Source organism: Lentzea sp. NPDC054927, assembly GCF_053610285.1.
On sequence record NZ_JBSGXZ010000007.1, the window covers coordinates 94774 to 119054 of the forward strand.

At 68.7% G+C, this 24281-nt stretch carries 30 protein-coding genes; 20 read left to right on the plus strand and 10 right to left on the minus strand.

Features of this window, described 5'->3' with window-relative positions:
* Positions 1 to 45: 45 nt before the first annotated feature.
* From ACWGE0_RS13650 to ACWGE0_RS13665, 4 genes are read right to left on the minus strand one after another with little or no spacing between them, the layout of a single operon-like run.
* Positions 46 to 963, minus strand: a complete 918-nt coding sequence (locus ACWGE0_RS13650) for an aldo/keto reductase (protein ID WP_452261395.1) — start codon at positions 961 to 963, stop codon at positions 46 to 48.
* A gap of 47 nt (positions 964 to 1010) precedes the next feature.
* Positions 1011 to 1388: a MerR family transcriptional regulator gene (locus ACWGE0_RS13655; RefSeq protein WP_319967563.1), complete on the minus strand. Its 378-nt coding sequence runs from the start codon at positions 1386 to 1388 to the stop codon at positions 1011 to 1013.
* Between the two features lie 34 nt (positions 1389 to 1422).
* Positions 1423 to 1809, minus strand: a complete 387-nt coding sequence (locus tag ACWGE0_RS13660; RefSeq protein WP_045315410.1) for a type II toxin-antitoxin system death-on-curing family toxin — start codon at positions 1807 to 1809, stop codon at positions 1423 to 1425.
* 32 nt (positions 1810 to 1841) lie between these two features.
* Positions 1842 to 2048: a CopG family transcriptional regulator gene (locus tag ACWGE0_RS13665; protein WP_452261225.1), complete on the minus strand. Its 207-nt coding sequence runs from the start codon at positions 2046 to 2048 to the stop codon at positions 1842 to 1844.
* Between the two features lie 56 nt (positions 2049 to 2104).
* Here ACWGE0_RS13665 and ACWGE0_RS13670 point away from each other — a divergent pair, with 56 nt between their 5' ends.
* On the plus strand, positions 2105 to 2728 hold the full coding sequence (locus ACWGE0_RS13670; RefSeq protein ID WP_452261226.1) for a TetR/AcrR family transcriptional regulator: 624 nt from the start codon (positions 2105 to 2107) through the stop codon (positions 2726 to 2728).
* A gap of 85 nt (positions 2729 to 2813) precedes the next feature.
* Here ACWGE0_RS13670 and ACWGE0_RS13675 read toward each other — a convergent pair whose 3' ends face one another.
* Positions 2814 to 4112 (minus strand): glycoside hydrolase family 18 protein, encoded by a 1299-nt coding sequence (locus ACWGE0_RS13675; protein WP_452261227.1) that lies wholly within the window; start codon positions 4110 to 4112, stop codon positions 2814 to 2816.
* Between the two features lie 97 nt (positions 4113 to 4209).
* Positions 4210 to 4833 carry a uracil phosphoribosyltransferase gene (gene upp, locus ACWGE0_RS13680; protein ID WP_452261228.1) on the minus strand — a complete coding sequence of 208 codons (624 nt, stop codon included), beginning with the start codon at positions 4831 to 4833 and terminating at the stop codon, positions 4210 to 4212.
* 33 nt (positions 4834 to 4866) lie between these two features.
* Here upp and ACWGE0_RS13685 point away from each other — a divergent pair, with 33 nt between their 5' ends.
* The 12 genes from ACWGE0_RS13685 (at position 4867) to ACWGE0_RS13740 (ending at position 15073) form a co-directional block, all read left to right on the plus strand.
* Positions 4867 to 5478 carry a maleylpyruvate isomerase N-terminal domain-containing protein gene (locus ACWGE0_RS13685; protein ID WP_452261229.1) on the plus strand — a complete coding sequence of 204 codons (612 nt, stop codon included), beginning with the start codon at positions 4867 to 4869 and terminating at the stop codon, positions 5476 to 5478.
* A 32-nt stretch (positions 5479 to 5510) separates the two neighbouring features.
* Positions 5511 to 6503 carry a Gfo/Idh/MocA family protein gene (locus ACWGE0_RS13690; protein WP_452261230.1) on the plus strand — a complete coding sequence of 331 codons (993 nt, stop codon included), beginning with the start codon at positions 5511 to 5513 and terminating at the stop codon, positions 6501 to 6503.
* Positions 6504 to 6550: 47 nt separating this feature from the next.
* Positions 6551 to 7057, plus strand: a complete 507-nt coding sequence (locus tag ACWGE0_RS13695; RefSeq protein WP_452261231.1) for a SigE family RNA polymerase sigma factor — start codon at positions 6551 to 6553, stop codon at positions 7055 to 7057.
* The gene (locus tag ACWGE0_RS13700) at positions 7057 to 7821 is read left to right on the plus strand and encodes a hypothetical protein (RefSeq protein WP_452261232.1); all 765 of its coding nucleotides are present in this window, start codon (positions 7057 to 7059) and stop codon (positions 7819 to 7821) included. The genes ACWGE0_RS13695 and ACWGE0_RS13700 overlap by 1 nt, the downstream gene beginning before the upstream one ends.
* A 100-nt stretch (positions 7822 to 7921) precedes the next feature.
* Entirely contained in the window at positions 7922 to 8119 is a 198-nt protein-coding gene (locus ACWGE0_RS13705) for a hypothetical protein (RefSeq protein ID WP_452261233.1), read from the plus strand.
* 19 nt (positions 8120 to 8138) lie between these two features.
* Entirely contained in the window at positions 8139 to 8783 is a 645-nt protein-coding gene (locus ACWGE0_RS13710; protein ID WP_452261234.1) for a DUF1707 SHOCT-like domain-containing protein, read from the plus strand.
* Between the two features lie 141 nt (positions 8784 to 8924).
* Positions 8925 to 9191 (plus strand): hypothetical protein, encoded by a 267-nt coding sequence (locus tag ACWGE0_RS13715; RefSeq protein WP_452261235.1) that lies wholly within the window; start codon positions 8925 to 8927, stop codon positions 9189 to 9191.
* 127 nt (positions 9192 to 9318) lie between these two features.
* Positions 9319 to 9657 carry a hypothetical protein gene (locus ACWGE0_RS13720; protein ID WP_452261236.1) on the plus strand — a complete coding sequence of 113 codons (339 nt, stop codon included), beginning with the start codon at positions 9319 to 9321 and terminating at the stop codon, positions 9655 to 9657.
* A complete protein-coding gene (locus tag ACWGE0_RS13725; RefSeq protein WP_452261237.1) occupies positions 9654 to 11816 on the plus strand; it encodes a bifunctional polysaccharide deacetylase/glycosyltransferase family 2 protein in 2163 nt (720 codons plus the stop codon). Before ACWGE0_RS13720 ends, ACWGE0_RS13725 begins: the two co-directional genes overlap by 4 nt.
* 10 nt (positions 11817 to 11826) lie before the next feature.
* Positions 11827 to 12783 (plus strand): deoxyribose-phosphate aldolase, encoded by a 957-nt coding sequence (gene deoC / locus ACWGE0_RS13730; protein ID WP_452261238.1) that lies wholly within the window; start codon positions 11827 to 11829, stop codon positions 12781 to 12783.
* A gap of 6 nt (positions 12784 to 12789) precedes the next feature.
* Positions 12790 to 14217: an aldehyde dehydrogenase family protein gene (locus ACWGE0_RS13735; protein WP_452261239.1), complete on the plus strand. Its 1428-nt coding sequence runs from the start codon at positions 12790 to 12792 to the stop codon at positions 14215 to 14217.
* Complete coding sequence (locus ACWGE0_RS13740) at positions 14210 to 15073, plus strand: aldehyde dehydrogenase family protein (RefSeq protein ID WP_452261240.1); 864 nt, start codon at positions 14210 to 14212, stop codon at positions 15071 to 15073. Before ACWGE0_RS13735 ends, ACWGE0_RS13740 begins: the two co-directional genes overlap by 8 nt.
* 146 nt (positions 15074 to 15219) lie before the next feature.
* Here ACWGE0_RS13740 and ACWGE0_RS13745 read toward each other — a convergent pair whose 3' ends face one another.
* Both ACWGE0_RS13745 and ACWGE0_RS13750 read right to left on the minus strand, forming a co-directional pair.
* Positions 15220 to 15846, minus strand: a complete 627-nt coding sequence (locus ACWGE0_RS13745; protein ID WP_452261241.1) for a response regulator — start codon at positions 15844 to 15846, stop codon at positions 15220 to 15222.
* Positions 15843 to 16973, minus strand: coding sequence for a sensor histidine kinase (locus ACWGE0_RS13750; RefSeq protein ID WP_452261242.1), 1131 nt, complete (start codon positions 16971 to 16973; stop codon positions 15843 to 15845). The genes ACWGE0_RS13745 and ACWGE0_RS13750 overlap by 4 nt, the downstream gene beginning before the upstream one ends.
* 108 nt (positions 16974 to 17081) lie before the next feature.
* Here ACWGE0_RS13750 and ACWGE0_RS13755 point away from each other — a divergent pair, with 108 nt between their 5' ends.
* The 5 genes from ACWGE0_RS13755 to ACWGE0_RS13775 all read left to right on the plus strand — a co-directional run bounded on the left by ACWGE0_RS13755 (position 17082) and on the right by ACWGE0_RS13775 (position 21732).
* Entirely contained in the window at positions 17082 to 17771 is a 690-nt protein-coding gene (locus ACWGE0_RS13755) for an ABC transporter ATP-binding protein (RefSeq protein ID WP_452261243.1), read from the plus strand.
* Complete coding sequence (locus ACWGE0_RS13760) at positions 17768 to 19954, plus strand: FtsX-like permease family protein (RefSeq protein ID WP_452261244.1); 2187 nt, start codon at positions 17768 to 17770, stop codon at positions 19952 to 19954. Before ACWGE0_RS13755 ends, ACWGE0_RS13760 begins: the two co-directional genes overlap by 4 nt.
* Positions 19955 to 20031: 77 nt before the next feature.
* Positions 20032 to 20553, plus strand: coding sequence for a VanZ family protein (locus tag ACWGE0_RS13765; protein WP_452261245.1), 522 nt, complete (start codon positions 20032 to 20034; stop codon positions 20551 to 20553).
* 48 nt (positions 20554 to 20601) lie between these two features.
* A complete protein-coding gene (locus ACWGE0_RS13770) occupies positions 20602 to 21066 on the plus strand; it encodes a hypothetical protein (protein ID WP_452261246.1) in 465 nt (154 codons plus the stop codon).
* Between the two features lie 69 nt (positions 21067 to 21135).
* Complete coding sequence (locus ACWGE0_RS13775; protein ID WP_452261247.1) at positions 21136 to 21732, plus strand: MarC family protein; 597 nt, start codon at positions 21136 to 21138, stop codon at positions 21730 to 21732.
* Here the strand turns inward: ACWGE0_RS13775 and ACWGE0_RS13780 are convergent.
* Positions 21725 to 22261: an SMI1/KNR4 family protein gene (locus ACWGE0_RS13780; RefSeq protein WP_452261248.1), complete on the minus strand. Its 537-nt coding sequence runs from the start codon at positions 22259 to 22261 to the stop codon at positions 21725 to 21727. The two genes, ACWGE0_RS13775 and ACWGE0_RS13780, sit on opposite strands and share 8 nt — an antisense overlap.
* Before the next feature lie 92 nt (positions 22262 to 22353).
* Here ACWGE0_RS13780 and ACWGE0_RS13785 point away from each other — a divergent pair, with 92 nt between their 5' ends.
* Positions 22354 to 22680 (plus strand): type VII secretion target, encoded by a 327-nt coding sequence (locus ACWGE0_RS13785; protein WP_452261249.1) that lies wholly within the window; start codon positions 22354 to 22356, stop codon positions 22678 to 22680.
* Positions 22677 to 23846: a C40 family peptidase gene (locus ACWGE0_RS13790; RefSeq protein ID WP_452261250.1), complete on the plus strand. Its 1170-nt coding sequence runs from the start codon at positions 22677 to 22679 to the stop codon at positions 23844 to 23846. The genes ACWGE0_RS13785 and ACWGE0_RS13790 overlap by 4 nt, the downstream gene beginning before the upstream one ends.
* On the opposite strand, the gene ACWGE0_RS13795 is transcribed toward ACWGE0_RS13790, so the two are convergent.
* The gene (locus ACWGE0_RS13795) at positions 23828 to 24256 is read right to left on the minus strand and encodes a limonene-1,2-epoxide hydrolase family protein (RefSeq protein ID WP_319967537.1); all 429 of its coding nucleotides are present in this window, start codon (positions 24254 to 24256) and stop codon (positions 23828 to 23830) included. The two genes, ACWGE0_RS13790 and ACWGE0_RS13795, sit on opposite strands and share 19 nt — an antisense overlap.
* Positions 24257 to 24281: the final 25 nt, after the last annotated feature.

The following is a 24281-nucleotide window of genomic DNA, read 5'->3' on the forward strand; positions in this document are numbered from 1 at the left end:
TCCCCAACCTGTGGACAACCCTGGGGATATCTTCGAACGTATGTTCTAACGGCCGATCGAGCTCATGTCCGGGTAGCGGTCACCGGCCACTGCCGAGGCGGGCACGGCGGCCTCGATCGCGGCGAGATCGTCGGCGGACAGCTCCAGAGCGGCCGCCGCGACGTTCTCCTCCAGGTACTTGATCCGCTTGGTTCCCGGGATCGGCACCACGTCGTTGCCGCGATGCTGCACCCACGCCAACGCCAGCTGGCCCGCGGTCACGCCGCGGTCGGCGGCCAGAGCGCGCAGCTCCTCGACCATCTTGAGGTTCACGTCGAGGTTCGAGCCGGAGAACCGCGGCTGTGCGACGCCCCGGAAGTCGCCGGCGCCGAAGTCGCTGGCCGACGTGAAACGGCCGGTCAGCACGCCACGGCCGAGCGGCGAGTACGGCACCAGGCCGATGCCCAGCTCACGCGCCGTTGGCACGATTTCGGCCTCGATGTCCCGCGACCACAGCGACCACTCGCTCTGCAGCGCCGTGATCGGGTGCACCGCGTGGGCCCGGCGCAGCGTCGACGCGCCTGCCTCCGACAGGCCGAGGAACCGCACCTTGCCCTCGGTGACCAGCTCGGCCATCGCCCCGACGGTCTCCTCGATGGGCGTGTCCGCCGGCACCCGGTGCAGGTAGTACAGGTCGATGACGTCGGTCCCGAGCCGCTTCAACGACCCTTCGACGGACGCCCGGACGTAGTCGCGGTCGCCTCTCACGCCGCGGCGGTCGCCGTCGCGCACGATGCCGAACTTCGTGGCCAGCACGACGGAGGAACGACGGTCCGCGATCGCGCGGCCCACCAGCTCCTCGTTGACGTGCGGCCCGTACATGTCGGCGGTGTCGAGCAGCGTCACGCCGAGCTCCAGGGCCCGGTGGATCACCGCGATCGACTCCGACTCGTCGCCGGCGCCGTAGAACTCCGACATCCCCATGCAGCCGAGCCCCTGCGGCCCGACCTCCAACGATCCCAACAAACGGCTCACGCCGTCGCCTCCAAGTCCCGCTCGACCACCGCGTAGTGGTCGATCTTGTAGTCCAGCACTTCCAGTGAGGTCTGCAGCTCCGCGATGCGGGCGCGGACGTCGTTGCGGTGCTCGACGAGGATCTGCTTGCGGCGGCCTGCCGTCAGGTCGCCATGGTGCCTGAGCTGCGCGAACTCGCGCATCATGCGAATCGGCATGCCGGTCGTGCGCAGGCGCGTCACGAAGGCCAGCCAGCCGAGGTCCTCCTCCGAGTAGCTGCGGCGACCACCCGAGTCACGCGCGGGCGGGTCGACGAGCCCGATTCGTTCGTAGTAGCGCAAGGTGTCGATGGACAACCCACTGCGCTGCGCGGCTTGGGCTATCGAGTAACTCACGCCTTCGACGCTATGACCTAGAGCGCGCTCTAGGTCAAGCGGAATCCTTCGGGAGTCCCCACGCTTCGAGATGGCCGGCCATTTCCGGGACGTCGATCTTGTCGCGGCCCAGTGCGCGCACGAGGTCCAGCGCGTCGTCCTCGTCGGCGTCGATCCAGTAGCCGTTGATGTCGCACATCGTGACGGCAGACACCCAGCCGAGCCGCCAGTTTCCCTCGACCAGAGGGCGAGTTCGCACGATCGAGTCAAGTAAAGCGGAGGACTTCAGCCACAGCGTGTCGTAGGCCTCCACGCCGAGCACGGTGGCGCGGGGACGGTAGGCCGCCGTGTCCAGCAGGCCGATGTCCCTGACGACGAGGTCGCCGCCGGTCACGGCCGTGGCCAGCACTAAGAGGTCCCCGGCGTCGAGGTAGGAGATCACGGCACCCAGTTGATCACAGAGGTCTGACAGTTTCAGGAAGAACCGAGCCTATCCAAAAGACCTCGGTACTTGGGCAGGACTCGCCCGAGCACCTCGCCGAGCTTTTCCTCCTGCTGCATGCGCTGGTAACGGTCCGCGATCGCCAGCCGCACGACGTCCTGCTTGGAGCGACCCTCGGCCTGCGCCAGTTGGGCGAGCCGCAGGTTCTCCTCCTCGGTCAACCGCAAGGTCATCGCCATGCAGGGGACGGTACCAATCTGATACCACTCAGACCAGCGGCCGTTAGGATTGCGTGATGCCGCGGCCCAAGACCCACGACGACGCTCTGCGACGACGTCTGCTCGAGCGGGCGGGCGAGTTGCTCAGCACCGAGGGACCGGCCGCGGTGAGCCTGAGGAAGATCGCCACCGACGTCAACACGTCGACCACGGCGGTCTATTCCCTCTTCGGCGGAAAACCGGCGTTGCTCGACGCGCTCTACGACGAGGCGTTCCTCCGGTTCGGCACGCACCTGGCGTCCGTGCCGGTCACCGAGAACCCCGCGGAGGACCTGGTCCAGATCGGGCTGGCGTACCGGCGCAGCGCGCTCGCGGACCCGCAGTTCTACTCGGTGCTCTACTCGAAGGTCGTCGAACCGACGAAGGCGATGAGCCGCGCGGCCGGACGGACGTTCGCACCGGTGATCAACACGGTGCGGCGGGCGGTCGAGCGGAAGGTCTTCCTCGACGAGGACCCGGAGCAGATCGCGATGTCGATGTGGGGCATCGCGCACGGCCTGGTGAGCCTGGAGCTCAACGGAAATCTGCCACCGGGCATCGATCCCGCCGCCACCTACGAGCTCGCGTTGCGCGCGCACGGCAGGGGGTGGCTTGCGGAATCCGGGGAGGCGGCCGCCGCGAAACCTCCCCGGACCCGCTGAACTGTCCGATCCGGACAGTCCGTTCTGGTGCGGCCTAACTGCAGGGCACTACTTTCAGTACTTCAGTGCGGCTATTTCTGGGCGGCTATTTCAGGGCGCCGTCGAGCGCCTTGATCAGCTGACCGTCCGCGGTGTCACCGTCGAGCGACCAGATCATCGCTCCACCGAGTTTGCGGTCGTTGATGAAGCGAGCCTTGCGCTTCATCTCCGTCGCGTCGTCGTAGGTCCACCACGTCTTGCCGTCGTAGATCCACGCGAAGCCGGCGCGCTCGTCGCGGTAGATCTTGTAGGTGTTGCCGGGTTCGGAGAGCTTCGCCGTGATGCGGTGGAAGTCCTCGTAGCCCGCCTCGTACTTGGCCGGCGCCGGCACACCGGTGCCGAACAGGCCGTTGCGCGTGCCGGGGGCGACGCCGTCCCAGCCGCGGCCGTAGAACGGAACGCCGAGCACCGCCTTCGAACGCGGCGCACCGCGCCGCAGCCAGGCGTTGACCGTCACCTCGGAGCTGAACTCGAACTCCGACGGGTCACCCTTGGGCACCCGCAGCGCGGACTGCTGGTTCGCCGGGGCGTCCCACGCGCCGTGGTAGTCGTAGCCCTGCAGCGTGCCGAAGGTGAGGTAGCAGAACACCTTCGAGACCTCGAAGCCGCGATCGATCTGCACCGGGTCGGCCGGCAGGAACGCGGTCAGGTCGCGGTTCCAGCCCATCTGCTTGCGGTACTCGGCGAGCAGCTTGGTGAAGTTCTGCTTGTCCTCGGGGCGCACGACGTTGGGCGGCAGCATGTTGCCGTTGCTGGCGGGCCATTCCCAGTCGAGGTCGATGCCGTCGAAGACGCCCTTGGCGGCACCCGCCGGCAGACCGGGCAGGTCGCCCTTGATCCACATGTCGGTGCACGACTTGACGTGCGCGGCGCGCGACTCTGGCGTCAGCGCGGCGTTGGAGAAGTAGCGCGAGCCCGTCCAGCCGCCCAGCGAGATGTTGATCCTCAGCTTGGGGTACTTGGCCTTGAGCTGCTTGAGCTGGTTCAGGTTGCCCATCAGGGCCTGGCCGGCCTCGTCGGCCTTGCCGCTCACGGACTGCTCCGCGGTGTGCGGCATCTGCCAGTCGGCCCACGGGTCGGCGCTGACGCACTTGCCGGTCTCGTCGAGGAAACCGAAGGCGTAGTTCAGGTGCGTGAGCCGCGCGGCGGCCCCGCTGTCCACGAGGTTCTTGACGCGGAAGTTCCGGTCGTACACGCCCCACTGGATGAAGTACCCAACGGTGCGGGTCTTCGAGTAACCGTGGTGCCCATTGGTCTCGACATCGGCGTTCGCGGGCGCAACGGCCAGCGACGCTGACAGGGCGCCAACCGCAAGAGCGGCGACACCCCATCTCCGTCTGGACATGAGTCTCCTAATTCGGATCGCGGCAGCGGCGATGTGTGGTCCAGAGCACGATAGGCCTGAGGTCTAGACCACTGCTACGTCCGATCGGAGGTATGTCCTAAACCGCCCCGTACAGACGGTCACCGGCATCGCCCAGACCAGGCACGATGAAGCCGGAATCGTTCAACCTCTCGTCCACCGAGGCCGTAATGAGACGAACTGGCAGCTTCGAGTCCTCGAGATGGTTGATTCCCTCGGGTGCGGCGAGCACGCACACGGCCGTCACGTCGGTCGCGCCGCGCTGGGTCAGCAGGCGGATCGTGTACGCCATCGAGCCGCCCGTCGCGAGCATCGGGTCGAGCACGAGCACCGGACGTCCGGCGAGGTTCTCCGGCAGCGACTCCATGTACGGCGTCGGCTGCAGCGTCTCCTCGTCGCGGGCGAGCCCGACGAACCCCATCTGCGCGTCCGGGATCAGCTTGTGCGCCTGGTCCGCCATGCCCAGCCCGGCCCGCAGCACCGGCACCAGCAGCGGCGGGTTTGCGAGCTTGTAGCCGGTGGTACGAGCAACCGGCGTGTGCGTGCGGTCTTCCTTCAGCGGCGCCTCGCGCATCGCTTCGTAGACCAGCATGACGGTGAGTTCCTGCAACGCCGCGCGGAAAGCGGCGTTGTCCGTGCGCGCGTCACGCATTGTTGTGAGTCTCGCCTTGGCGAGTGGATGATCGACGACGAGGACGTCCATGCTCGACACCGTAACCGCTGGGAGGAGCTAGGGGTGTTCGAAGAGATCTACCGCGAGGCACGTCAGCGCATCGTCGGGCTGACGATGGGCCTGACCGCCGACGAGCTCGCCCGCACCGTGCCCGCCTGTCCTGAGTGGACCGTGCACCAGGTGATCGCGCACCTGTCCGGCGAAGCGTCAGATCTCGTGAGCGGCCGCATGGAGGGCGCGCCGTCGGACGAGTGGACCGCGCGCCACGTCGCCGAACGCGAAGGCGTCCCAGTGGACGACCTGCTGGAGCAGTGGAACGTCTTCGCCGAGCAGATCGACAGGATGGAGCGCCTCCCGTTCCAGCTCGCGCTGGACGCGATCACGCACGAGGCCGACCTGCGCGCCGCGCTCGGCCGCGAACGCCTGCCGGACGCCGTGTGGCAGCCGACCCTGGTGTGGATGGCCCCGCGCGTGCTGACCGAGGTGACGGTGAAGACCGAGTTCGGCGCCCTCGGCGACGGCCCGATCACGCTGGAGGTCGACGGCTACGAACTGTGGCGCGCGTTCTTCGGCAGAAGGTCACGCCGCCAGATGGAGTCGTGGAACTGGTCCGACCCGGCGCCGATCGAGAAGATCTCGTTCTTCCCCACGCGCGAAACGGATCTGACGGAGTGAACGCCGTTTACTGAAGGTGTAGGGTCGGCCCCGTGACAGACCACGTGCGCATCGGAGTGCTCGGCGCGGCCATGATCGCGCCGCCCGCTGTCATCCGGCCGGCCCGCTCCTCCACCGTCGCCGAGGTCGTGGCGGTCGCCGCGCGGTCCGCCGAGCGAGCCAAGGCTTTCGCGGACAAGCACGGCATCGCGCGTGTGCACAGTTCTTACGAGGACCTGCTCGCGGACTCGGCGGTGGACGCCGTCTACAACCCACTGCCGAACGGCCTGCACGGCAAGTGGACGCTGGCGGCGCTCGAGGCGGGCAAGCACGTGCTGTGCGAGAAGCCGTTCACCGCCAACGCCGCCGAAGCCGCCGTGGTGGCCAAGGCCGCCGAAGCGTCCGGGCTCGTGGTGATGGAGGCCTTCCACTACCGCTACCACCCGCTGGCGATGCGCGTCGCCGAGATCATCCAGTCCGGCGTGCTCGGCCCGTTGCGGCACGTCGAGGCCTCGGTCTGCTTCCCGTTGCCGGTGTTCTCGAACATCCGCTACGACTACTCGCTCGCGGGCGGCGCGATGATGGACGCCGGCTGCTACGCCGTGCACATGGCGCGCCTGCTGGGCAACGAGGAACCCGAGGTGCGGTCGGCACGGGCGTTGCTGCGCGGGCCCTCCATCGACCGGGCGATGCGCGCCTCGCTGCGTTTCCCCTCCGGTCACACGGGTTCCGTGCACGCGTCGCTGTGGTCGTCGACGGTGTTCAAGTTGTCGATGAAGGCCATCGGCGAGAACGGCACGCTGAGCGTGTTCAACCCGCTCGGCCCGCAGACGTTCCACAAGTTGTCGTTGAAGCTCAAGAACCACAGCTCGTCCGAGAAGTTCGGGCGGCGCGCCACCTACGCCTACCAGCTGGACGCGTTCACCGACGCGGTGCTGCACGGCAAGCCGTTCCCGACGACCGCGGACGACGCGGTGAAGAACATGACGGTGATCGACTCGATCTACCGGACCGCCGGACTGCCGCTGCGCCAGCCGACCGGGTGACCCAGGTCACCCAACCACACTCCCCCTGCGCCGTGTCTTGAGTGCGGATGGAAGGGGGAGGGTTGGCTGACAACGAGTACACCGAGTACGTCACGGCGGCGCTGCCCTGGTTGCGGCGCACCGCGTATCTGCTCTGCGGTGACGTGCACAGCGCCGATGACGTCGTGCAGGTCGCGATCACGCGGCTGTACACGAGCTGGCGCAAGGCCAGGGCCGCCGACAACCTCGACGCGTACGTGCGGGCGATCCTCGTCCGCACGTTCCTCAACGAACGCAGGCGGCCGTGGAGCCGCGTGCGCCTGTTCGACCGCGTGGACGAGTTTCCCGCGGTCGCGAACCCGGACTTCGAGAACAGCTTCGAGACCCGCGAAGAAGTCCGGGTCGCCCTGATGCGCGTGCCACCGGGGCAGCGCGCGGTTCTCGTGCTGCGGTTCCTGTTCGACCTGCCGGTGGCCGAGGTGGCACGCGCTCTGCAGTGCTCGGAAGGCACCGTGAAAAGCCAGACTTCGGCCGGACTCTCGGCCCTGCGCACCCAGTTGGGAGTGACTCAGTGATGTCCGAAGAGGACGGTGCACGGCTGCTCGGACCGTTGCGCACCATGGACGTTCCCGCTTCCGAGGGTGTCTGCGTCCAGCGGGCGATCCGGTCGGGCAAGCGCACCAAGGCGTTGCGGGTGGCGGCGGCCGGGGTGTTCGTGCTGATCATCGCGGGCGTGCTGCCGTTGCTGATCCGGCCTTCCGAACAACCGCACGTGGCCGCCGGGTCGTTCGACCCGTTGGTGCGCACGATCAGCATGGAGGCGGCGGCCGGGCTCAAGCCGGACATGTACATCACCGGGCGCGATCGCCAGATGATCGTGCTGCGGCCGGAGAAGAACGGCGACCAGACCGGCGGCGTCACCGTGCACGCGGCCGGGATCATCCGCGGGCCGCAGGGCGAGAGGATGCCGGACGTCAACGGCAAGCGCGCGCTGTGGACGGGATCGTTCCTGGTCTTCGAGTGGGCGCCGGGAGCGTGGGCGACCGTGACCGTCGGAGGTTTCCCCGACAACAGGGACAGGGCGCTCCAGGTGGCGCGGAGCGTGCGGTTCGACGAATACATCACCATGCTCGTCCCGTTCACCGTGCAGACCTCGTGGACGTTGGACGGTGTCCGCGAAACTATCGACGACGTCGAGCTGGTGTTCACCAACGGCGTGCGCCTCGCCCTGCGCGCCGGGGTCGGCTACGCCGTGGGCGACGCGCCGCAGGCGGAGCTGGAAGCACTGGAGAAGTCGGTGCGGCCGGCTGACCCTCCGGTGACGAATCCGTTCCGATGACCACCCGATTCGGTGCCCGCACAACCCGATCCGGGAGTAAAGAACCGGCAAAACGACTCCGAAGTGTCTCGTAGCCAGTTGAGACGCGGAGGTGCGAACGGTGACGATCGAACAGAAGCCCGTCCAGCAGTTGTGTGAATCCCCGCTGGTCATCCTGGGTGTGTCGGCGTCGCTGGCGGTGTTGATCGGCGTGCTCCCCGTGCTCTGGGGCCACAGCCCGACGCTCGCCGCCGGCCTCGCCGCGCTCCTGGTGATGGCCTTTGCGATCACGGTGAAGTACGCCCCGAACCGCAAGTAGGAGTTCTAGACTCGATCGGGTGAGCGACGAGCTGGTACCCGCTGACCAGAACCACATGCGCGCCTCGGACGCAGACCGGGAACGGATCGCGCAAGTGCTGCACAAGGCGACCGCCGAGGGCCGCCTGGACATCCACGAGCTGGATGAGCGGCTGGTGGCCGTCTACGCGGCGAAGACCTACGGCGAGCTCATCCCCATCACCGCCGACCTGGTGCTGAGCGGCCTGCCGCAGCCCGCGGTCGGCCCGCAGTACCAGCCGGTGGTGAGCGACCGCATCGGCGGCCAGCCCGGCAGCGCGACATCCGTCGCCTTTTGGTCCGGCGTCAACCGCAAGGGGCAGTGGGTCGTCCCGCGCGTACACAACGCCGTGGCGGTCATGGGCGGCATCGAGATCGACCTGACCCACGCCCGGTTCGCCGAGGCCGAGGTCACCATCAGCTGCTTCGCGTTCTGGGGCGGCGTCGAGATCCGGGTGCCCGACGACATCAACATCCACGTCGACGGGTTCGGCTTCATGGGCGCCTTCGAGGACCACGCGCCGGGGCGCCGGCACATCCCTGGCGCGCCGACGGTGCGGATCACCGGGCTCGCGCTCATGGGCGGCGTGGAGGTCAAGGGGCCGAAGCGGAAGAAGTCCAGCATCCTGCGCGAGCTCCTCGACTGATGCTGCTGGCGGACTTCGTCGAACGGGCGGGACAGGCCGGCGTCGTCTCGATGATCAAGATGGACGGCCCGCGGCCCCGCAACAAATGGACCGTCCGCCTCAACAAGCCTCCCCACGTCGGCGAGTACTGGATGTCCGGCGGTGACTTCGCCACCCTCGACCAAGGCCTGGTCAGCGCGGAAGGCGTTGGCAGAGCTGTCGGGCGACTGGTCGTGGCTCGACGAACCGGTCAGCGACGCCGACGCGTACGCGGAGCTGTTCGAAGCGGTCGGCGAAACAGGCGAGTTGTTGATCGTCCAGTACAGCCTCGGGTCGCGGTGGGTGCTGTTCGCCGCCGGGCACAAGCAGGAGGGATACCCGAGCCTCGACGAGTGCGTCCTGGACGGGCTCGCGAAGCTGGGCTGGTGAAGGACTTCCGCTGGACGGCGTAGCCGGTTAACCTCCGGCGTCCGCACGCCCTCCCCCCGCGAAGGCCATGACGACTCCCTCTGACAGACCCGTGTTCGTTGATCCGAGTGGCCGCCGCCGCAAGGTGATGCGCATCGCCATGGGCACAGCCGCCGCCGCTGTGCTGGCCTACCTGGTACTTCTCGTCGTCGCACTCGCCGGTGGACCGGTGAGCCCGACGTCGCTGTTGCCGATCCCCGAGGTAGCCGTACCCACGATCGTCACGACGACGACCATCCCGGCTTCGTCACCCGAAGCAACATCGTTGCCACGCAACGAAACCACCACCACGCCACCGTCGACCACCACGACGCCTCCGGTGGCGAGCGTCACCACGACGACCACGACACCCGAGAACGGCAACAAGCGCACCGATCCGCCGGGGGCGTCGAACCGGCCGAGCGCGCCCGGTCAGGGCAAGCCGTGAGACCGCAGCCCCGCGCCCACTGGGTGTTGCTGGGATTGGGCATGGTGGTGCTGCTGTGCGCGTTGCTGCTGGACACCTTCGTGGTCGGACGTGTCGGCCAGGGCGCCGCGCCCACCGCAGGGCCCGCGAACACCGTGCCGGAGAGCCTGCACCAGGGCGGGCCGCTGGTCGGCGACACCGGGCCGGGGCTCAGCTCGCGCACGACGCCGGACCGCACGGTGGTGCTGACGTTCGACGACGGACCGGACCCCGAGTGGACGCCGAAGATCCTCGACGTGCTGCGGCGCAACGAGGTCAGGGCCACCTTCTTCGTCACCGGCGCGAACGCGGCGCAGCACCAGGACGTGCTGGAACGCGTCGACGCCGAGGGGCACGAGGTGGGGCTGCACACCTTCACCCACGTCGACCTGGGCAAAGTCGGTGAGACCCGTGCCAGGATCGAGCTCGGGCAGACGGGGCTGGTCGTGGCGAGCGGCACCGGGAAGTCCAGCCGGCTCGTGCGGCCGCCGTACTCGAACCGGCCGGACGCCGTCGACGACGAGGACCTGGTCGGCATCGAGCGGATCACCGCGGCGGGCAACCTCGTGCTGCTCTCCGATCTCGACAGCGAGGACTGGCGCAGGCCCGGCACCGAGGCCGTCGTCGCCAACGCCACGCCGAAGGACACCAAGGGCGCCGTGGTGCTGATGCACGACGGCGGTGGCGACCGGTCGCAAACCGTTGCGGCGCTGGAGAAGTTGATCCCGAGCCTGAAGGAGCGCGGTTTCGCGTTCCAGACCGCCGGTGAGGCGTTCGGCGTGCAACAGGCCACCGCGCCCGCGACGACCGCACAGCGTGCCGAGGGCACTGCAGTGTCACTGGCCGTGCGGTTCTCGCGGTTCGTCACCGAGCTGCTGACGTGGCTCGTCGTGATCTCCAGCGTCCTCGCGCTGGCCCGCGCCGCGGTGTTGCTGGTGACGACGGCGATCCACGCACGGCGCAAGCCCGGCAAGCACGCACCCAAGTTGCGCCCGCAGATGGTGACGGTGCTCGTGCCCGCGTACAACGAGGAAGCAGGCATCGAGGCGACCGTCCGCACGATCCTCTCGAGCACCAACCCCGTGCACGTGATCGTGATCGACGACGGCTCGACCGACCGCACGTCCGAGGTGGTCAAGAGCCTGCGCCTGCCCAACGTCTCCCTGGTCCGCCAGCGGAACGCGGGCAAGGCGGCGGCGCTGAACACCGGACTGCGGCACACCCGGACCGAGCTGGTCGTGATGGTCGACGGCGACACCGTGCTCGAACCGCAGACCGTGGCGAACCTCGTGCAGCCCTTCGCCGACCCGGCGGTGGGAGCGGTGTCGGGCAACGCCAAGGTGGGCAACAGGTCCGGGCTTCTCGGCCGCTGGCAGCACATCGAGTACGTGATCGGCTTCAACCTCGACCGGCGGATGTACGACGTCATGGAGTGCATGCCGACGGTGCCGGGAGCGGTCGGTGGCTTCCGGGTGGAGGCGTTGCGCGAGGTCGGTGGCGTCCCGGAGGACACGCTGGCCGAGGACACCGACCTGACGATGGCTCTGGAACGGGCCGGGTGGTCGGCGGTCTACGAAGAGTCCGCGCGGGCGTGGACGGAGGCGCCGGCGAGCCTCGGCCAGCTGTGGCGGCAGCGTTATCGCTGGTGCTACGGGACGTTGCAGGCGATGTGGAAGCATCGCGGCGCGATCTTCGACCGCGGCCTGGGCGGCAAGCTCGGCCGCCGCGCGCTGCCGTACCTCTTCCTCTACCAGGTGGCGTTGCCGATGCTCGCCCCCGCGATCGACGTGTTCGCGGTGCTGAGCCTGTGGACCGATCCGGTGGCCGGCGCGCTCGCGTGGCTCGGCTTCCTCGTGCTGCAGCTGATCCCGGCGGTGATCGCGTTCCGCCTCGACGGCGAGCGGTTGCGGCCGCTGTGGGCGGTCGCGTTGCAACCGGTCGTCTACCGGCAGCTCATGTACCTGGTCGTCATCCAGTCCGTGATCACGGCGCTGGCCGGTGCCGTGCTGCCGTGGCAGAAGCTCAAGCGCACGGGCAGCGCCGCGCAGGACGCACCGGAGATCGACGAGCGGACCGTGCCGCTCAGCAGGGCTGACCTGCACAAATCGCCTCACTTAGGACGGGCGTCCCATTCCGCTTAGACTCGCAAGCATGGCTGCTCCAACGACACTGCCGTCGGCCCTGGCTGACGCCACGCGCGACGAATCGTCGCTGCGGCGTTTCCTGCACGGGCTCCCCGGCGTCGACCAGGTCGGCGTCGAGCAACGAGCCGCGGGCCTCGGCACGCGGAGCATCAAGAAGGCCTCCAAGCTGCACGCCATCGACCTGGCGATCAGCATGGTCGACCTGACCACGCTGGAGGGCGCCGACACCCCCGGCAAGGTGCGCAGCCTGGCCGCCAAGGCGCGCCGGCCCGACCCCGATCGGCCAGAGGTGCCGAAGGTCGCGGCGGTCTGCGTCTACCCGGACATGGTCAAGACCGCGGCCGACGAGCTCGAGGGCACCGGGATCAACGTCGCCAGCGTCGCGACCGCGTTTCCCAGTGGCCGCAGCACGATGGACATCAAGATCGCGGACACGCGGTTCGCCATCGAGCAGGGTGCGACCGAGGTCGACATGGTGATCGACCGCGGCGCGTTCCTCAGCGGGCGGTACGGGCAGGTGTTCGAGGAGATCGTCAAGATCAAGGAAGCCTGCGGGGACACGCACCTCAAGGTGATCCTCGAGACCGGCGAGCTCGTGACGTACGACAACGTGCGCCGCGCGTCGTGGCTCGCACTGCTGGCCGGTGGCGACTTCATCAAGACCTCGACCGGCAAGGTGCAGCCCGCCGCGACGTTGCCGGTCACGCACGTGATGTTGCAGGCGGTGCGGGACTGGAAGAACCAGACCGGTGAGCTGCGCGGGGTCAAGCCCGCTGGTGGCATCCGCGCCACCAAGGACGCGATCAAGTACCTGGTGGCCGTGCACGAGGTGGCCGGGCCGGAATGGCTCGACCCGCACCTCTTCCGGTTCGGCGCGTCGACGTTGCTGAACGACCTGCTCATGCAGCGGCGGACCCAGTTGGACGGCCACTACAGCGGCCCGGACTACGTGACGGTGGACTGAGAAGACATGTGGGAATACGCCCCCGCGCCCGAGTCGCGGGACATCGCGAACCTCAAGCCGAACTACCGGATGTTCGTCGACGGCAAGTTCGTCGAGGGCACCGGAGAACCGCTCAAGACCATCAACCCGGCCACCGAGGAGGTGCTGGCGGAGGTCTCGACCGCGTCGCAGTCCGATGTGGACACCGCGGTCAAGGCTGCCCGCAAGGCCTACGACCGCGTCTGGTCGAAGATGCCCGGCAGCGAGCGGGCCAAGTACATCTACCGGATCGCGCGGCAGATCCAGGAGCGCGGGCGTGAGCTCGCGGTGCTGGAGTCGCTCGACAACGGCAAGCCGATCAAGGAGTCGCGCGACGTCGACGTGCCGACGGCCGCGGCGCACTTCTTCTACCACGCGGGCTGGGCGGACAAGCTCGGTTACGCGGGGTACGGGCCGGACCCGAAGCCGCTGGGCGTCGCGGGACAGGTGATCCCGTGGAACTTCCCACTGCTGATGGCCGCGTGGAAGATCGCGCCCGCGCTCGCGTGCGGCAACACCGTCGTGCTGAAGCCGGCCGAGACCACGCCGCTGACGGCGTTGGTGCTGGCGGACATCATCCAGCAGTGCGACCTGCCACCGGGTGTCGTCAACATCATCCCCGGCGCCGGTGACGTCGGCGCCTCGCTCGTCGAGCACCCGGACGTCAACAAGGTGGCGTTCACCGGGTCGACCGACGTCGGCAAGATCATTCAGCGGCAGCTGGCCGGCACGTCGAAGAAGCTCACGCTGGAGCTGGGTGGCAAGGCCGCGAACATCGTGTTCGACGACGCGCCGCTCGACCAGGCCGTCGAGGGCATCGTCAACGGCATCTTCTTCAACCAGGGCCACGTCTGCTGCGCCGGATCCCGCCTGCTGGTGCAGGAATCCGTCGCGGACGAGGTGATCGAGAAGCTGCACGCGCGGGTGAACACGCTGCGCGTCGGCGACCCGCTGGACAAGAACACCGACGTCGGCGCGATCAACTCGCGCGAGCAGCTCACCAGGATCAAGGAGCTGACCGAGTCGGGCGAGTCCGAGGGCGCTGTCCGCTGGACGTCGTCCTGCCCGTTGCCGGACAAGGGTTTCTTCTTCGCCCCGACGGTCTTCTCCAACGTGTCGCAGGCGATGCGGATCGCCCGCGAGGAGATCTTCGGCCCGGTGCTGTCGGTGCTGACGTTCCGCACGCCCGAGGAGGCCGTGGCCAAGGCGAACAACACGCCGTACGGCCTGTCCGCCGGTGTGTGGACGGAGAAGGGCTCGCGCATTCTCTGGATGGCGCAGAAGATGCGCGCCGGTGTGGTGTGGTCCAACACGTTCAACCGCTTCGACCCGACCGCCCCGTTCGGCGGGTACCAGGAGTCGGGCTTCGGCCGTGAGGGCGGCCGCACCGGTCTGGAGGCCTACCTCGATGTCTGATCGCATCACGGTCGCGAAGACCTACAAGCTCTACATCGGCGGCAAGTTCCCGCGCTCCGAGTCCGGGCGCAGCTACCCGGTGGCCGACGCGAAGGGCACCTTCCTCGCCAACGCCGCGCAGGGTTCCCGCAAGGACGCCCGTGACGCGGTTGCCGCCGCCCGCAAGGCTTTCGGCAGCTGGTCCGGTGCCACTGCCTACAACCGCGGCCAGGTCCTGTACCGCGTGGCCGAGGTGCTGGAGGGCCGCCGCGAGCAGTTCATCACCGAGGTCGCCGCGTCCGAGGGCGTGCCGGTGAAGAAGGCTCAGTCCCTGGTGGACACCGCGATCGACCGCTGGGTCTGGTACGCGGGCTGGACGGACAAGATCGCGGCCGTGCTGGGGTCCTCGAACCCCGTCGCCGGCCCGTACTTCTCGTTCTCCACGCCGGAACCGACGGGTGTGGTGGCCGTGCTGGCACCGCAGCAGTCGTCGTTGCTGGGCCTGGTGTCCGTGATCGCGCCGGTGCTCGCCTCCGGCAACACCTGCGTGGTCATCACCTCGCAGGACCGCCCGTTGCCCGCGATCACGCTGTCCGAGGTGCTCGCCACGAGTGACGTGCCCGGTGGCGTGGTCAACATCATCACCGGCCGCACCGCGGAGATCGCGCCGTGGCTCGCGTCGCACGCCGACGTGAACGCGCTCGACCTCACGGGCGCACCCGAGTCGATCAGGGTCGACCTGGAGCGGGCGGCGGCCGGCACGGTGAAGCGCGTGCTGCGCAACAAGGTCAGCGAGGACTTCGCCGTCACGCCGGACATGTCACGCCTGCGTGCCTACCTCGAGACGAAGACGGTCTGGCACCCCATGGGAGTCTGATCTGGCGTCTGCAAGTACCACCAACTCAACATCAACAAGCGCACAACTACACCCAACCTGTTCGGCGAACGTCGAACAGGTTGGGTGTAGTTGGCGGGGGTTTGATCATGGGTTGGGGGTACTTGCAGACGCCATGACAGCCAGGGTCAGGAGTTCACCAGACCGGCGCGCCACGCCCAAGAGGCGATCCCGACCCGGTTGCGCACGTTGAGTTTCGTCTGCACCGACGCGAGGTGCGTCTTCACCGTCGACAGCGACAGGAACAGCTCCGACGCGATCTCCTGGTTGCTGAGCCCGCGGGCCACCTCCCGCACGACGTCCTGCTCGCGCGCGGTCAACAGCCCGAGATCGGGCCGCTCGGCCGGGCGGGCGAAGTGCTCCAGCATCCGCACGGTGACCTGGGGCGAGATCAGCGCGTTGCCCTGAGCGGCCGCCCGCACCGCCTCGACCAGCAGCGCCGGACCGGCGTCCTTCGTCAGGAACCCGGAAGCGCCGTTCTCCAACGCGGTGTGCACGTACTCGTCCAGGTCGAAGGTGGTCACGACGACGACCTTCGTGGTCGGAGAGAGCTTCTTGGTGACCTCGAGACCGTCCAGGCCAGGCATGCGGATGTCGAGCAACGCCACGTCCGGGTTGTGCTCACGAGCGGCGGTGACGGCCGAGATGCCGTCCGGCACGTCCGCGACCACCGTGATGTCCGGTTGCTTCTCCAGGATCATCCGGAAACCGACGCGGACCATCTCCTGGTCGTCGGCGATGAGGACCGAGATCACTTCTTCCCTTCCAGGGGTAGCTCGGCGAGCACCTGCCAGCCGTTCTCACGCGGGCCCGCCGAGAACAGGCCGCCGAGCAGGTCGACCCGTTCACGCATACCTACGAGACCGTATCCGCCCTGGTTCAGCTCGCCGGGCCGGCCGTCGTCCGCGACGATCACGCGCAGCGCGCCGCCCTGCGTCCGGGAGATGTCCACGTCGATCATCGTCGGGGACTGCGCGTGTTTGTTCACGTTGGTGAGCGACTCCTGGACCAGGCGCAACACCGAGCGGCCGAGCTCGGGCGGCACCTCGTCCGGCAGGTCGATCCGCAGCCTGGTCTCGAAGCCCAGCTCGCGGGTGCGTTCGACGGCCGAGATGACGTCCGCCGCCAGGTCGGTCGTCGCCGCCTCGCTCTCGCCCTGGCGCAAGGTGCCGACCATGCGTCGCATCGCGCCCAGCGCCTCGGTGCCCGATCGGACGATGCCCGGCAGCAACCGGTGAGCGGCGCGCGGGTCGTCGTCGGAGACCTCCAGCGCGGCCTGAGCCTGCACGAGCATGCCCGTCACGTGGTGTGCGACCACGTCGTGCAGCTCGCGGGCCAGCGCGATCCGTTCTTCCTTCTGGGCGTCGGTGACGGCGGCCGCGATCAGCCGGCCGCTCTCGGAGTCCCTGGCGCGGAAGTACAGGCCGGTACCGACGGCCATGAAACCCAGCACGAGCGAGCCGAGCATCTCGTTGTAGTTGCTGGACGAGATCCAGTTGTCCCGCACGACGGCCGCGAAGAAGCTCACGGCCACCAGGGAGCCCACCGACCACGTGGCGGCGCGGCGCGGCTCCTCGCGCACGATCACGGCGGTGAGCACCAGGCACGCCGCGGTCTCGGCGACGGTCAGCGGGCTCAGCAGCGTGGGCAGGTTCACGTTGAAGAGCCGGAAGATGAACGACGACACGAAGATCGACATCACGGTCACCGGGATGGCGAACGCACGTGACTTGAACGACGTGACGGCGGCGATGCACGGCGGCACGCTGAGCAGCCACACCAGCGCCTCGGCGCTGCCCGGCCCGTTCATCAGCACCAGCTCGCCCAGCATCAGCAAGGCGAGAGCGGCGGCGATCGGCCATTGGCCCCGATGACTGTCCACGGGAGACAACGGTAGGACCACCACACCTCTCCGGCCTCGGTCATCCGGCTGATCCGGTGTGTCGTCAAGGCTGAGGTTTTCGCCGCCCGCACCCGGCACCTTGAAAGCATGAATTCGGTTCTGGCCGCTCGTGGCCTGGTCAAGACCTACGGCGACGTGCACGCGCTCGCCGGGGTGGACATCGACATCAAGGCCGGGGACGTGCTGGCGGTCGTCGGTCCGTCCGGCTCCGGCAAGACGACGCTGCTGCACGTGCTGTCCGGCATCCTGCGCGCCGACAGCGGCGACGTGTTCCTCGACGGGCGCGCGATCGGCGAACTGAACGAGACAGGACGCAGCGAGCTGCGGCGCACGGCGTTCGGGTTCGTGTTCCAGTCGGGCATGCTCGTCGCCGAGCTGACCGCGGAGGAGAACGCGGCGCTGCCGATGCTGCTCGCCGGCCGGTCGCGAGAGGAGTCGCTCGGCGCGGCCAGGTTGTGGCTCGCGCGGCTCGGCCTGCAGACCCTGGAGAAGCGGCGGCCGGCCGAGCTGTCCGGCGGGCAGGCGCAACGGGTGGCGATCGCGCGCGCACTGGCGCACCGGCCGCGGGTGATCTTCGCGGACGAACCGACCGGTGCCCTGGACACGCGGACCGGCCAGGAGATGATGTCCGCCCTGCTGCAGGCCGCGGAGGAGACCAACGCGGCCGTCGTGATCGTCACGCACGACAAGGCGATCGCGGACCGGGCGCTGCGCGTCGTCGAGATCCAGGACGGTCGCATCGCGCCCAAGGTGATCGAAAAGGCGGTGTCCGCGTGAGGATCGCGCTCGCGGTGCTGCGCAGGGACCGCCGCAGCCAGGTCGCCACGGTGCTGGTCGCGCTCGGCGTGATGATCGCGGTGTCGCTGGTGCTGTGGCTGCTCGCCGCACCGAACGGCCTGCAGGCGCGGGCGGACCGCACGGCGTGGCGCGAAGTGCTGGGACAGAGCGAGAAGGGCGCGATCTCCGTTGCGATGAACAAGGATTCGTTCGACGGCAAGCTCATCGAACGGTTCGACGTCGCGCGCAACCAGCAGGGTGACGTGCCGGTGGCCAAGGGCATCGGGAAGTTCCCGGAAGCCGGCCAGGTGCTGCTGTCCCCCGCGCTCGCCGACCTCGTCCGCGGCACGCCCGCGGAGAAGCTCGGCAACCGGTTCCCCGGCACGCAGATCGGCGTGCTCGGGCCGGAAGCCCTGAAATACCCGGACGAACTCGTCGCGATCATCGGCCACGACAAGGTCGAGAACGGGTATCAGGCAGCGGGCCTGGAGGGCGGCAACAGCTCGTACCGCGACGATTACCACGGCATGCTCTACCTGCTCACGCGCGTTGGACTCGTGGTGCTCGTCGTGCCGTGTCTGGTGCTGGTCGCCTCGGCCGCACGGCTGACGGCAGCGAAGCGAGAGCGCCGGCTGGCCGCGTTGAGGCTCGCCGGTGCCAGCCCGCGGCAGGTCGTGATCATGACCGCGGTGGAGACGGCGGTCGGTGCGGTCGTCGGCAGCGTGCTGGGCGTGGTGCTCGCACAGCCGTTCAGCCACATCACCGCGAAGATCCCGTGGGAGGGCGGCACCTGGTATCCGGGTGACTTCGTGGCCTCGCCCGCGGTGGTGGTGACCGTGGCCGTGCTCGCGCCGGTGCTGGTCATCGCGGCGGCGATCATGGGACTGCGCAGGGTGGTGAACCGGCCGCTCGCCGCGGAGGAGAAGCACAGGGTGCGGTCGTGGCGGTTGCTGATGATCGCCGGGGCGATGGGCGTGTTCTTCCTGGGGATCGTGTACGCGCAGGAAGCCAGTGGCGACGGCCAGTTCACGGTCGTGCTCCTCGGCCTCGGCGCGGTGGCGCTGGCGCTGGTGCTCGCGGGACCGGTGCTGACAGCGTGGGTCGGCAGGTTCTTCGTCGGCCGGTGGCGCAAGCCGTCGACGTTGCTGGCGGGGCGGCGGCTGTCGGGTGACCCGGTGGCGGCGTTCCGCGGTTCGGCCGGCGTGGTGATCGCCGTGTTCACCGGTTCGATGGCGCTGACCATGTTGCCGGGCCTGGAAAGTCAGGTGCCGTACCGCGACGAGACGTGGAAGACGGACGCGATCGTCGCGGAGGACGTGGCGCACGACGTGACGTCGCTGCGGCTCGCGACCTCGGCGCCGATCGTCACGATGCTGGACGGCACGGTGAGCACGGGCAAGGAGAACGACTACGGCCCGTACGTGATCGTCGGCAAGTGCGCTGACGTCTCGCAGGTGCTCAACGGTCTGACGTGTCAGGCGGGACCTGCCGTGTACGCGTCCGGGAAGTTCAACGGTGACCAGTTCAAGTCGAACGCGCGCGACAACGCCGTGACCGCGAAGCTGCCCGCGCAGTACGAGACACGGCCGTTCGCGGGGTACGGCCGGATCAGCGGAGTGATCGACCCGGAACTGCTGCCGGGCGTCGAGGGCAAGGTGTCGATGGTCGGCGTGCCGACGACAGCGGAGAACCGCGACGCCGTGCACACCGCGTTGATCGGCACGTTGCCGGGCGTGCGGCTGGTGGACGGCGAGCTGCGCGGCCTCTACGGCGACACGCTGATGGACGACCTCCAACGCGCCACGATCATCGGCCTCTCGATCGCGGCGGTGCTCGGCGGCATCGGCGCGGCGGTGTCCGCGGCCGGGTCGGTGATCGACCGCAGGCGCACGTTCGGCGCGTTGATCGCGGCCGGCACCCCAATTCGTGTCCTGGGTCACGCATTGCGCCGAGAAGTAATGCTTCCCGTGTTCGCCGTCACCATTGCGGCATGCGGAGCGGGCATTGTTGTCGGACTCGGATTGCTCACTCTGGCGCGTGGATTGGTGGGCCACGGCGAAATGCCGCTGACGCCGTGGGTGCTCGCCCCGGTGGCCGTCGGCATGGTGGTTGCGCTGGTAGCAGCCCTGGCATGCGGTCCGGTACTACGGGGGATCAGCCCACGGGATTACGCGGCCGAGTAGCACTCGGCCGGAAGGACGAGGACGGAACTGGCCCTCAGCGCGATGTGCGCCGAGGGCCTTTTCCATAACTTGGATTCATGACGAATGCACAGCTCGCGAGCATCCAGTGGGGCCTTTTCCTGTCGGTCGTCTTCCTGCTGCCGCAGCTGTGCTTCCGTCAGCTGACCTTCCGCGGCGCCACCGTCACCGTCTACGCGAGCATGCTGTTCGCCGCGACGTTCCTGCCGATGCAGACCGTCCCGCCGCGCCAGTCCGTGCAGCTGGTGCCGTTCCAGTGGATCGCGGACACCTTCCGCGACGGGCAGATCGCGTTCGACCAGATGACGTTGAACGTGCTGCTGTTCGTGCCGCTCGGCGCGATGCTGATGTTCTGGGGCCGCCGGTCGATCGGGCAGGCCGCGTTGATCGGCTACGGCGTCTCGCTGCTGATCGAGGGCTCGCAGCTGATGTGGGCCAACCGGATCTTCGACGTCGACGACCTGATCACCAACACCACCGGCACCGCGCTCGGCTGGCTCGGCGCGCTGGCCGCGGTGAAGGTCTACGCCCGCGTGAAGAACGTCGCGGTGCCGCAGCGCGAGCTCGCCGGCGTGCGCTGACCTGCGGATTCCAGAAACCTTGCAAGCCCGCCTCTGCATGCTGGCGCCATGCGAGCCAAAAGAACGATCGCCATCATCACCGCGTTGCTGGGGCTGAGCCTGGGAACAGCAGCGCCCGCCTCGGCGGCGGACGCCGGGACCTGGGTGCCGTACGGCAACAAGAACCCGATCACGAGCAGCACCGCCACCTGGCGTTGCGCCGGCAGCGAGCAGATCGCTCCCAGCGTGCTCGCTCAGGTCTGCGCGATCCGATCGGCGAACGGGGACTTGTACCAGGGCGCGGTGATCGTGCGGAACAACCGGGACAGCCTCTACTCCACGACAGCGCAGGTGACCGTGGTGAACCAGACCGGCACCGCAGAGGGGACCTGGGTGTGCTCGTCGTCCGGGGTCGGCGCGCACTCGTGGTCGGTGTGCTTCGGCCGAACCCTGCGACAAGGCATGATCCAGCTCAGCGAGAGGGCGAGGGGATACGGCGGACAATGGTGGCTCGGCTGGTCACCGTACGTCTGAGGACCTGACGTTCACCCGGCGGCGTGAGGTAACCGGCGCCGCCGGGCTCGCGGCTCGATCATTGAGTTCATGAACTTCGTCGAGGCGTTCAGCATTCTCGTCGCCGTCGCCGGTCCGCCGAAGATCCTGCTGGCGTTCCTGATGGACACCGAGGGCGCCGACTCCCGCACACGATGGCGGGTGGCGCTCACGACCAGCGCCATCGCACTGGGTGTCGGGCTGTTCGTGGTGGGAGCGGGAAGGCTGCTGCTCTCCCTGTTCCACATCAGCGAGGGTGCGCTGCTGCTCGCCGCCGGCGTGATCCTTTTCGTGCACGCGCTCGATCTCGTGCTCGGCCGCAAACAGGAGCCGGGGCCCCACGACGAGACGCGCGGCACGCACGAGTTGGCCACCGCCTACTACGCGAACCCGGTGGCGCTGGCCTACCTGTTCCTGCTGGCGGACACGAAGTCGGCGCAGACGACGGTCGTACTGGCCGGGGCTTTTGCCGCGGTGATCGCACTCGACCTGGCCGCGATCGCGGTGCTCGGGATCGCGATGCGGTACGTGAAGATGACCTACGCGTGGGTGCTGGTGCGGGTGTTCGGCATCCTGCTCGCGGCACTCGGCGTCGAACAGATCGTCAACGGCCTGGAAGCGCTGCGGGTGCTCGAACCGATCAGCTAGTGCGCCAGCCGAGCTCGCCCGCGGAGTTGACCTCGGGGTAGCAGTGGCCGACCGCGCTGCGCGTCTCCAGGGCCGTCGCCACCTGGTCGAACATCTCGACGAGCGACGTCCATTCCGGCTTGACCATCTCGTTGCGCTCCTGGTCCCACTCGACCACGCAGCCGCGCAGCACGCCGGGCCTCAGGTCCACCGCGAGCACGTCGCCGGTGCCGTCGAACGCGATCGGCAGCCACTCGGGGTGGAAACCGCTCGTCGGCGAACCCGCCTCGGAGGCGTCCGCGGCCTTGCTCGTGTGGGTCTCCCTGAGCACGAACGCGCGATCGGCGCCCAGCGGTGTGTAGAAGGGCGGCAGGATCTCGGCGTACAGGCCCTCCTCGGTACCGCCGTAGACGCTCCACCACATCTGCAGATCGATCGGAACCCGAAGCTCCGGCAGCGCGTCGTACCTCGGACGCAGCACGGCGCGGGTGGCGGGCGCGTGCTCCGCCAGCCATGCCAGGACCCGGTTCCAGTGCTCGATCACACCCACGGTTCCATGATCTTGGCGGAACGACGGGCGAGGTACCGCCCATCGGGGCAGGATCAAGGCGAACAGGTCACTACTGGGGGAAGAGCTTTCAGATGGCGGAACAAGGTCTCAAGGTCGACCTCGACGCCTTGACCGGATACGCGTCCGCGGTGACCGGTCTGGCGAGCGAGGTGGGCACGGTCGGCACGGGCACGTTGAACGGCACCACCACCCTGCCGGGCGACTGCTTCGGCAAGATCGGCAACGAGGTGGGCCTCAACGCCGCATTCGCCGCCGCCGCGCAGGTACAGCTCGACGCGTTGAAGGCCGCGTCGACCGGCCTGTCCGGCCTCGGCACCGCGGTGTCGAAGGCGCGTGACGCCTACATCGCGCAGGAAGACGCGCACGAGGCATCGCTGAACAAGGCGGCGCGGGCATGAGCGTCGAGGGTCTGCTGAGCCAGTTCCTCGCGCCCATGAAGGAGAACCTGGCCAAGCTGGACGGCGACACCGGCGGCGCCACGCGGGCCGGTGACGCGTTCGGCCGCGCCCAGACGGCGATGGCCGACCTGGGTTCGCGGCACACCTCGGCCTCGACCGCCGTGCTGAACACGTGGTCCGGCGAGACCGCCAACGCCTTCTCCGGACGCGTCGCGACCTTCGCGTCGGCCACGAACCTGTTGGCCACCAACGCTTCCACGCTGAAGACCGCGGCTTCCACCGGCGTCTCCGCGGTGACCGGCGGGCGCACCGCGATCCAGGGGTTGATCGACGAGTTCACGTCGAAGGCGACCCCGAAGCTGGCCGCCGCCCTCGCCGCGTCCCTGGTGGCCGGTCCCGCCGTGGTGCTGGCCGCGGTGGCCGACCTCGCCGGGATGGCGTCGAGCTACCAGAGCAAGACCTCCACCGAGCTGCAGAAGGTCCGGGACCAGCTGACGCAGCTGGTCGGTCAGCTGAACGGGTTGCAGAAGCCGGACGTCGGCACGTTGTCGAAGCTCGGCGAGCCGTTCAGCGTCGACCAGGGCACCACGTCGACCGCCGGTGCTACCGATTCGCCGCCGAAGAACTCCGATGCCGGGTCCGGTTCTGGATCCGGTTCCGGTGGGGGTTCCGGCTCGGGTGGCGGCGGCGGTTCCGGTGGTGGCGGAGGAGGCGGTGGCGGTGGCGGATCGGGCCCACGGCTCCCCGTCGCGATCCCGCCGCAGCCGGGCACCGGTGTCGGCGTGAACCTGCCCGACGGCAGCAGCGCCGAGGCACCGAACGAGACCGCGGCCAAGGCCGTCCGGAACGCGTTGTCGGCGCTGGGAACGCCCTACGTGTGGGGCGGCGCGAACCCGCCCCAGGGCACGGACTGCTCGGGCCTGACCCAGTGGGCCTACAAGAACGCCGGGTTCGACATCCCGCGCCCGGCCTCGTCGCAGGCGATGGGCGCGTCGGTGCCGGCGGACCAGCTGCTGCCCGGCGACCTCGTGGTGTGGGACGGCCACGTGGCGATGGTGATCGGCAACGGCCAGATGGTCGAGGCCGGCGACCCCGTGCAGGTCGGCAACATCCGCACGACCAACAGCGGGATGTCGTTCTACGGCTTCTACCGGCCGACGGGCTGAAGCCTGCTCCGGGCGGTCTTCAGGGCCGCCCGGCCGAGCCCCTTCAGGCACGCCGCGATGAAGGTCGCGTTGTCGTAGTAGTCACGCCACAGCACGACCTTCCCGTCGCGCACCACGAACGTGCCGCACACCCAGAACTCGGCCTGCCACGCACCACGCCCGATGACGTCGGTCCGCTCGGTCAGCACCACGTCGCCGTTGGCCGCGATGTTGTGGATTCGCACCTCGACGTCGTGGACGACCTTGTGCATGGCCCGCAGTTGCTTGGCCACCGTCGCCTTGCCGCGCGCGGGAGGCAGCGGCACGTTCTGCCACACGACGTCGTCGGCCATGTGCCGCACGACTTCCTCGGGGTCGCAGGTTTCGGTGGCTCGAAGCAACGCGGTCACGACGTCCCGAGGATCAGTCATGCACCGACCCTAGCGGCGCGACCCA

What these genes read in the sequence shown, in the direction of transcription:
- upp (WP_452261228.1), bottom strand. Translation starts at nt 4,833, where the DNA reads ATGGACGTCCTCGTCGTCGATCATCCACTCGCCAAGGCGAGACTCACA.
- ACWGE0_RS13775 (WP_452261247.1), top strand. Translation starts at nt 21,136, where the DNA reads ATGAACTTCGTCGAGGCGTTCAGCATTCTCGTCGCCGTCGCCGGTCCG.
- ACWGE0_RS13650 (WP_452261395.1), bottom strand. Translation starts at nt 963, where the DNA reads ATGGGGATGTCGGAGTTCTACGGCGCCGGCGACGAGTCGGAGTCGATC.
- ACWGE0_RS13740 (WP_452261240.1), top strand. Translation starts at nt 14,210, where the DNA reads ATGTCTGATCGCATCACGGTCGCGAAGACCTACAAGCTCTACATCGGC.
- ACWGE0_RS13670 (WP_452261226.1), top strand. Translation starts at nt 2,105, where the DNA reads ATGCCGCGGCCCAAGACCCACGACGACGCTCTGCGACGACGTCTGCTC.
- ACWGE0_RS13720 (WP_452261236.1), top strand. Translation starts at nt 9,319, where the DNA reads ATGCGCATCGCCATGGGCACAGCCGCCGCCGCTGTGCTGGCCTACCTG.
- ACWGE0_RS13675 (WP_452261227.1), bottom strand. Translation starts at nt 4,112, where the DNA reads ATGTCCAGACGGAGATGGGGTGTCGCCGCTCTTGCGGTTGGCGCCCTG.
- ACWGE0_RS13795 (WP_319967537.1), bottom strand. Translation starts at nt 24,256, where the DNA reads ATGACTGATCCTCGGGACGTCGTGACCGCGTTGCTTCGAGCCACCGAA.
- ACWGE0_RS13790 (WP_452261250.1), top strand. Translation starts at nt 22,677, where the DNA reads ATGAGCGTCGAGGGTCTGCTGAGCCAGTTCCTCGCGCCCATGAAGGAG.
- ACWGE0_RS13735 (WP_452261239.1), top strand. Translation starts at nt 12,790, where the DNA reads ATGTGGGAATACGCCCCCGCGCCCGAGTCGCGGGACATCGCGAACCTC.
- ACWGE0_RS13785 (WP_452261249.1), top strand. Translation starts at nt 22,354, where the DNA reads ATGGCGGAACAAGGTCTCAAGGTCGACCTCGACGCCTTGACCGGATAC.
- deoC (WP_452261238.1), top strand. Translation starts at nt 11,827, where the DNA reads ATGGCTGCTCCAACGACACTGCCGTCGGCCCTGGCTGACGCCACGCGC.
- ACWGE0_RS13770 (WP_452261246.1), top strand. Translation starts at nt 20,602, where the DNA reads ATGCGAGCCAAAAGAACGATCGCCATCATCACCGCGTTGCTGGGGCTG.
- ACWGE0_RS13755 (WP_452261243.1), top strand. Translation starts at nt 17,082, where the DNA reads ATGAATTCGGTTCTGGCCGCTCGTGGCCTGGTCAAGACCTACGGCGAC.
- ACWGE0_RS13700 (WP_452261232.1), top strand. Translation starts at nt 7,057, where the DNA reads ATGTCCGAAGAGGACGGTGCACGGCTGCTCGGACCGTTGCGCACCATG.
- ACWGE0_RS13665 (WP_452261225.1), bottom strand. Translation starts at nt 2,048, where the DNA reads ATGGCGATGACCTTGCGGTTGACCGAGGAGGAGAACCTGCGGCTCGCC.
- ACWGE0_RS13765 (WP_452261245.1), top strand. Translation starts at nt 20,032, where the DNA reads ATGACGAATGCACAGCTCGCGAGCATCCAGTGGGGCCTTTTCCTGTCG.
- ACWGE0_RS13695 (WP_452261231.1), top strand. Translation starts at nt 6,551, where the DNA reads ATGGAAGGGGGAGGGTTGGCTGACAACGAGTACACCGAGTACGTCACG.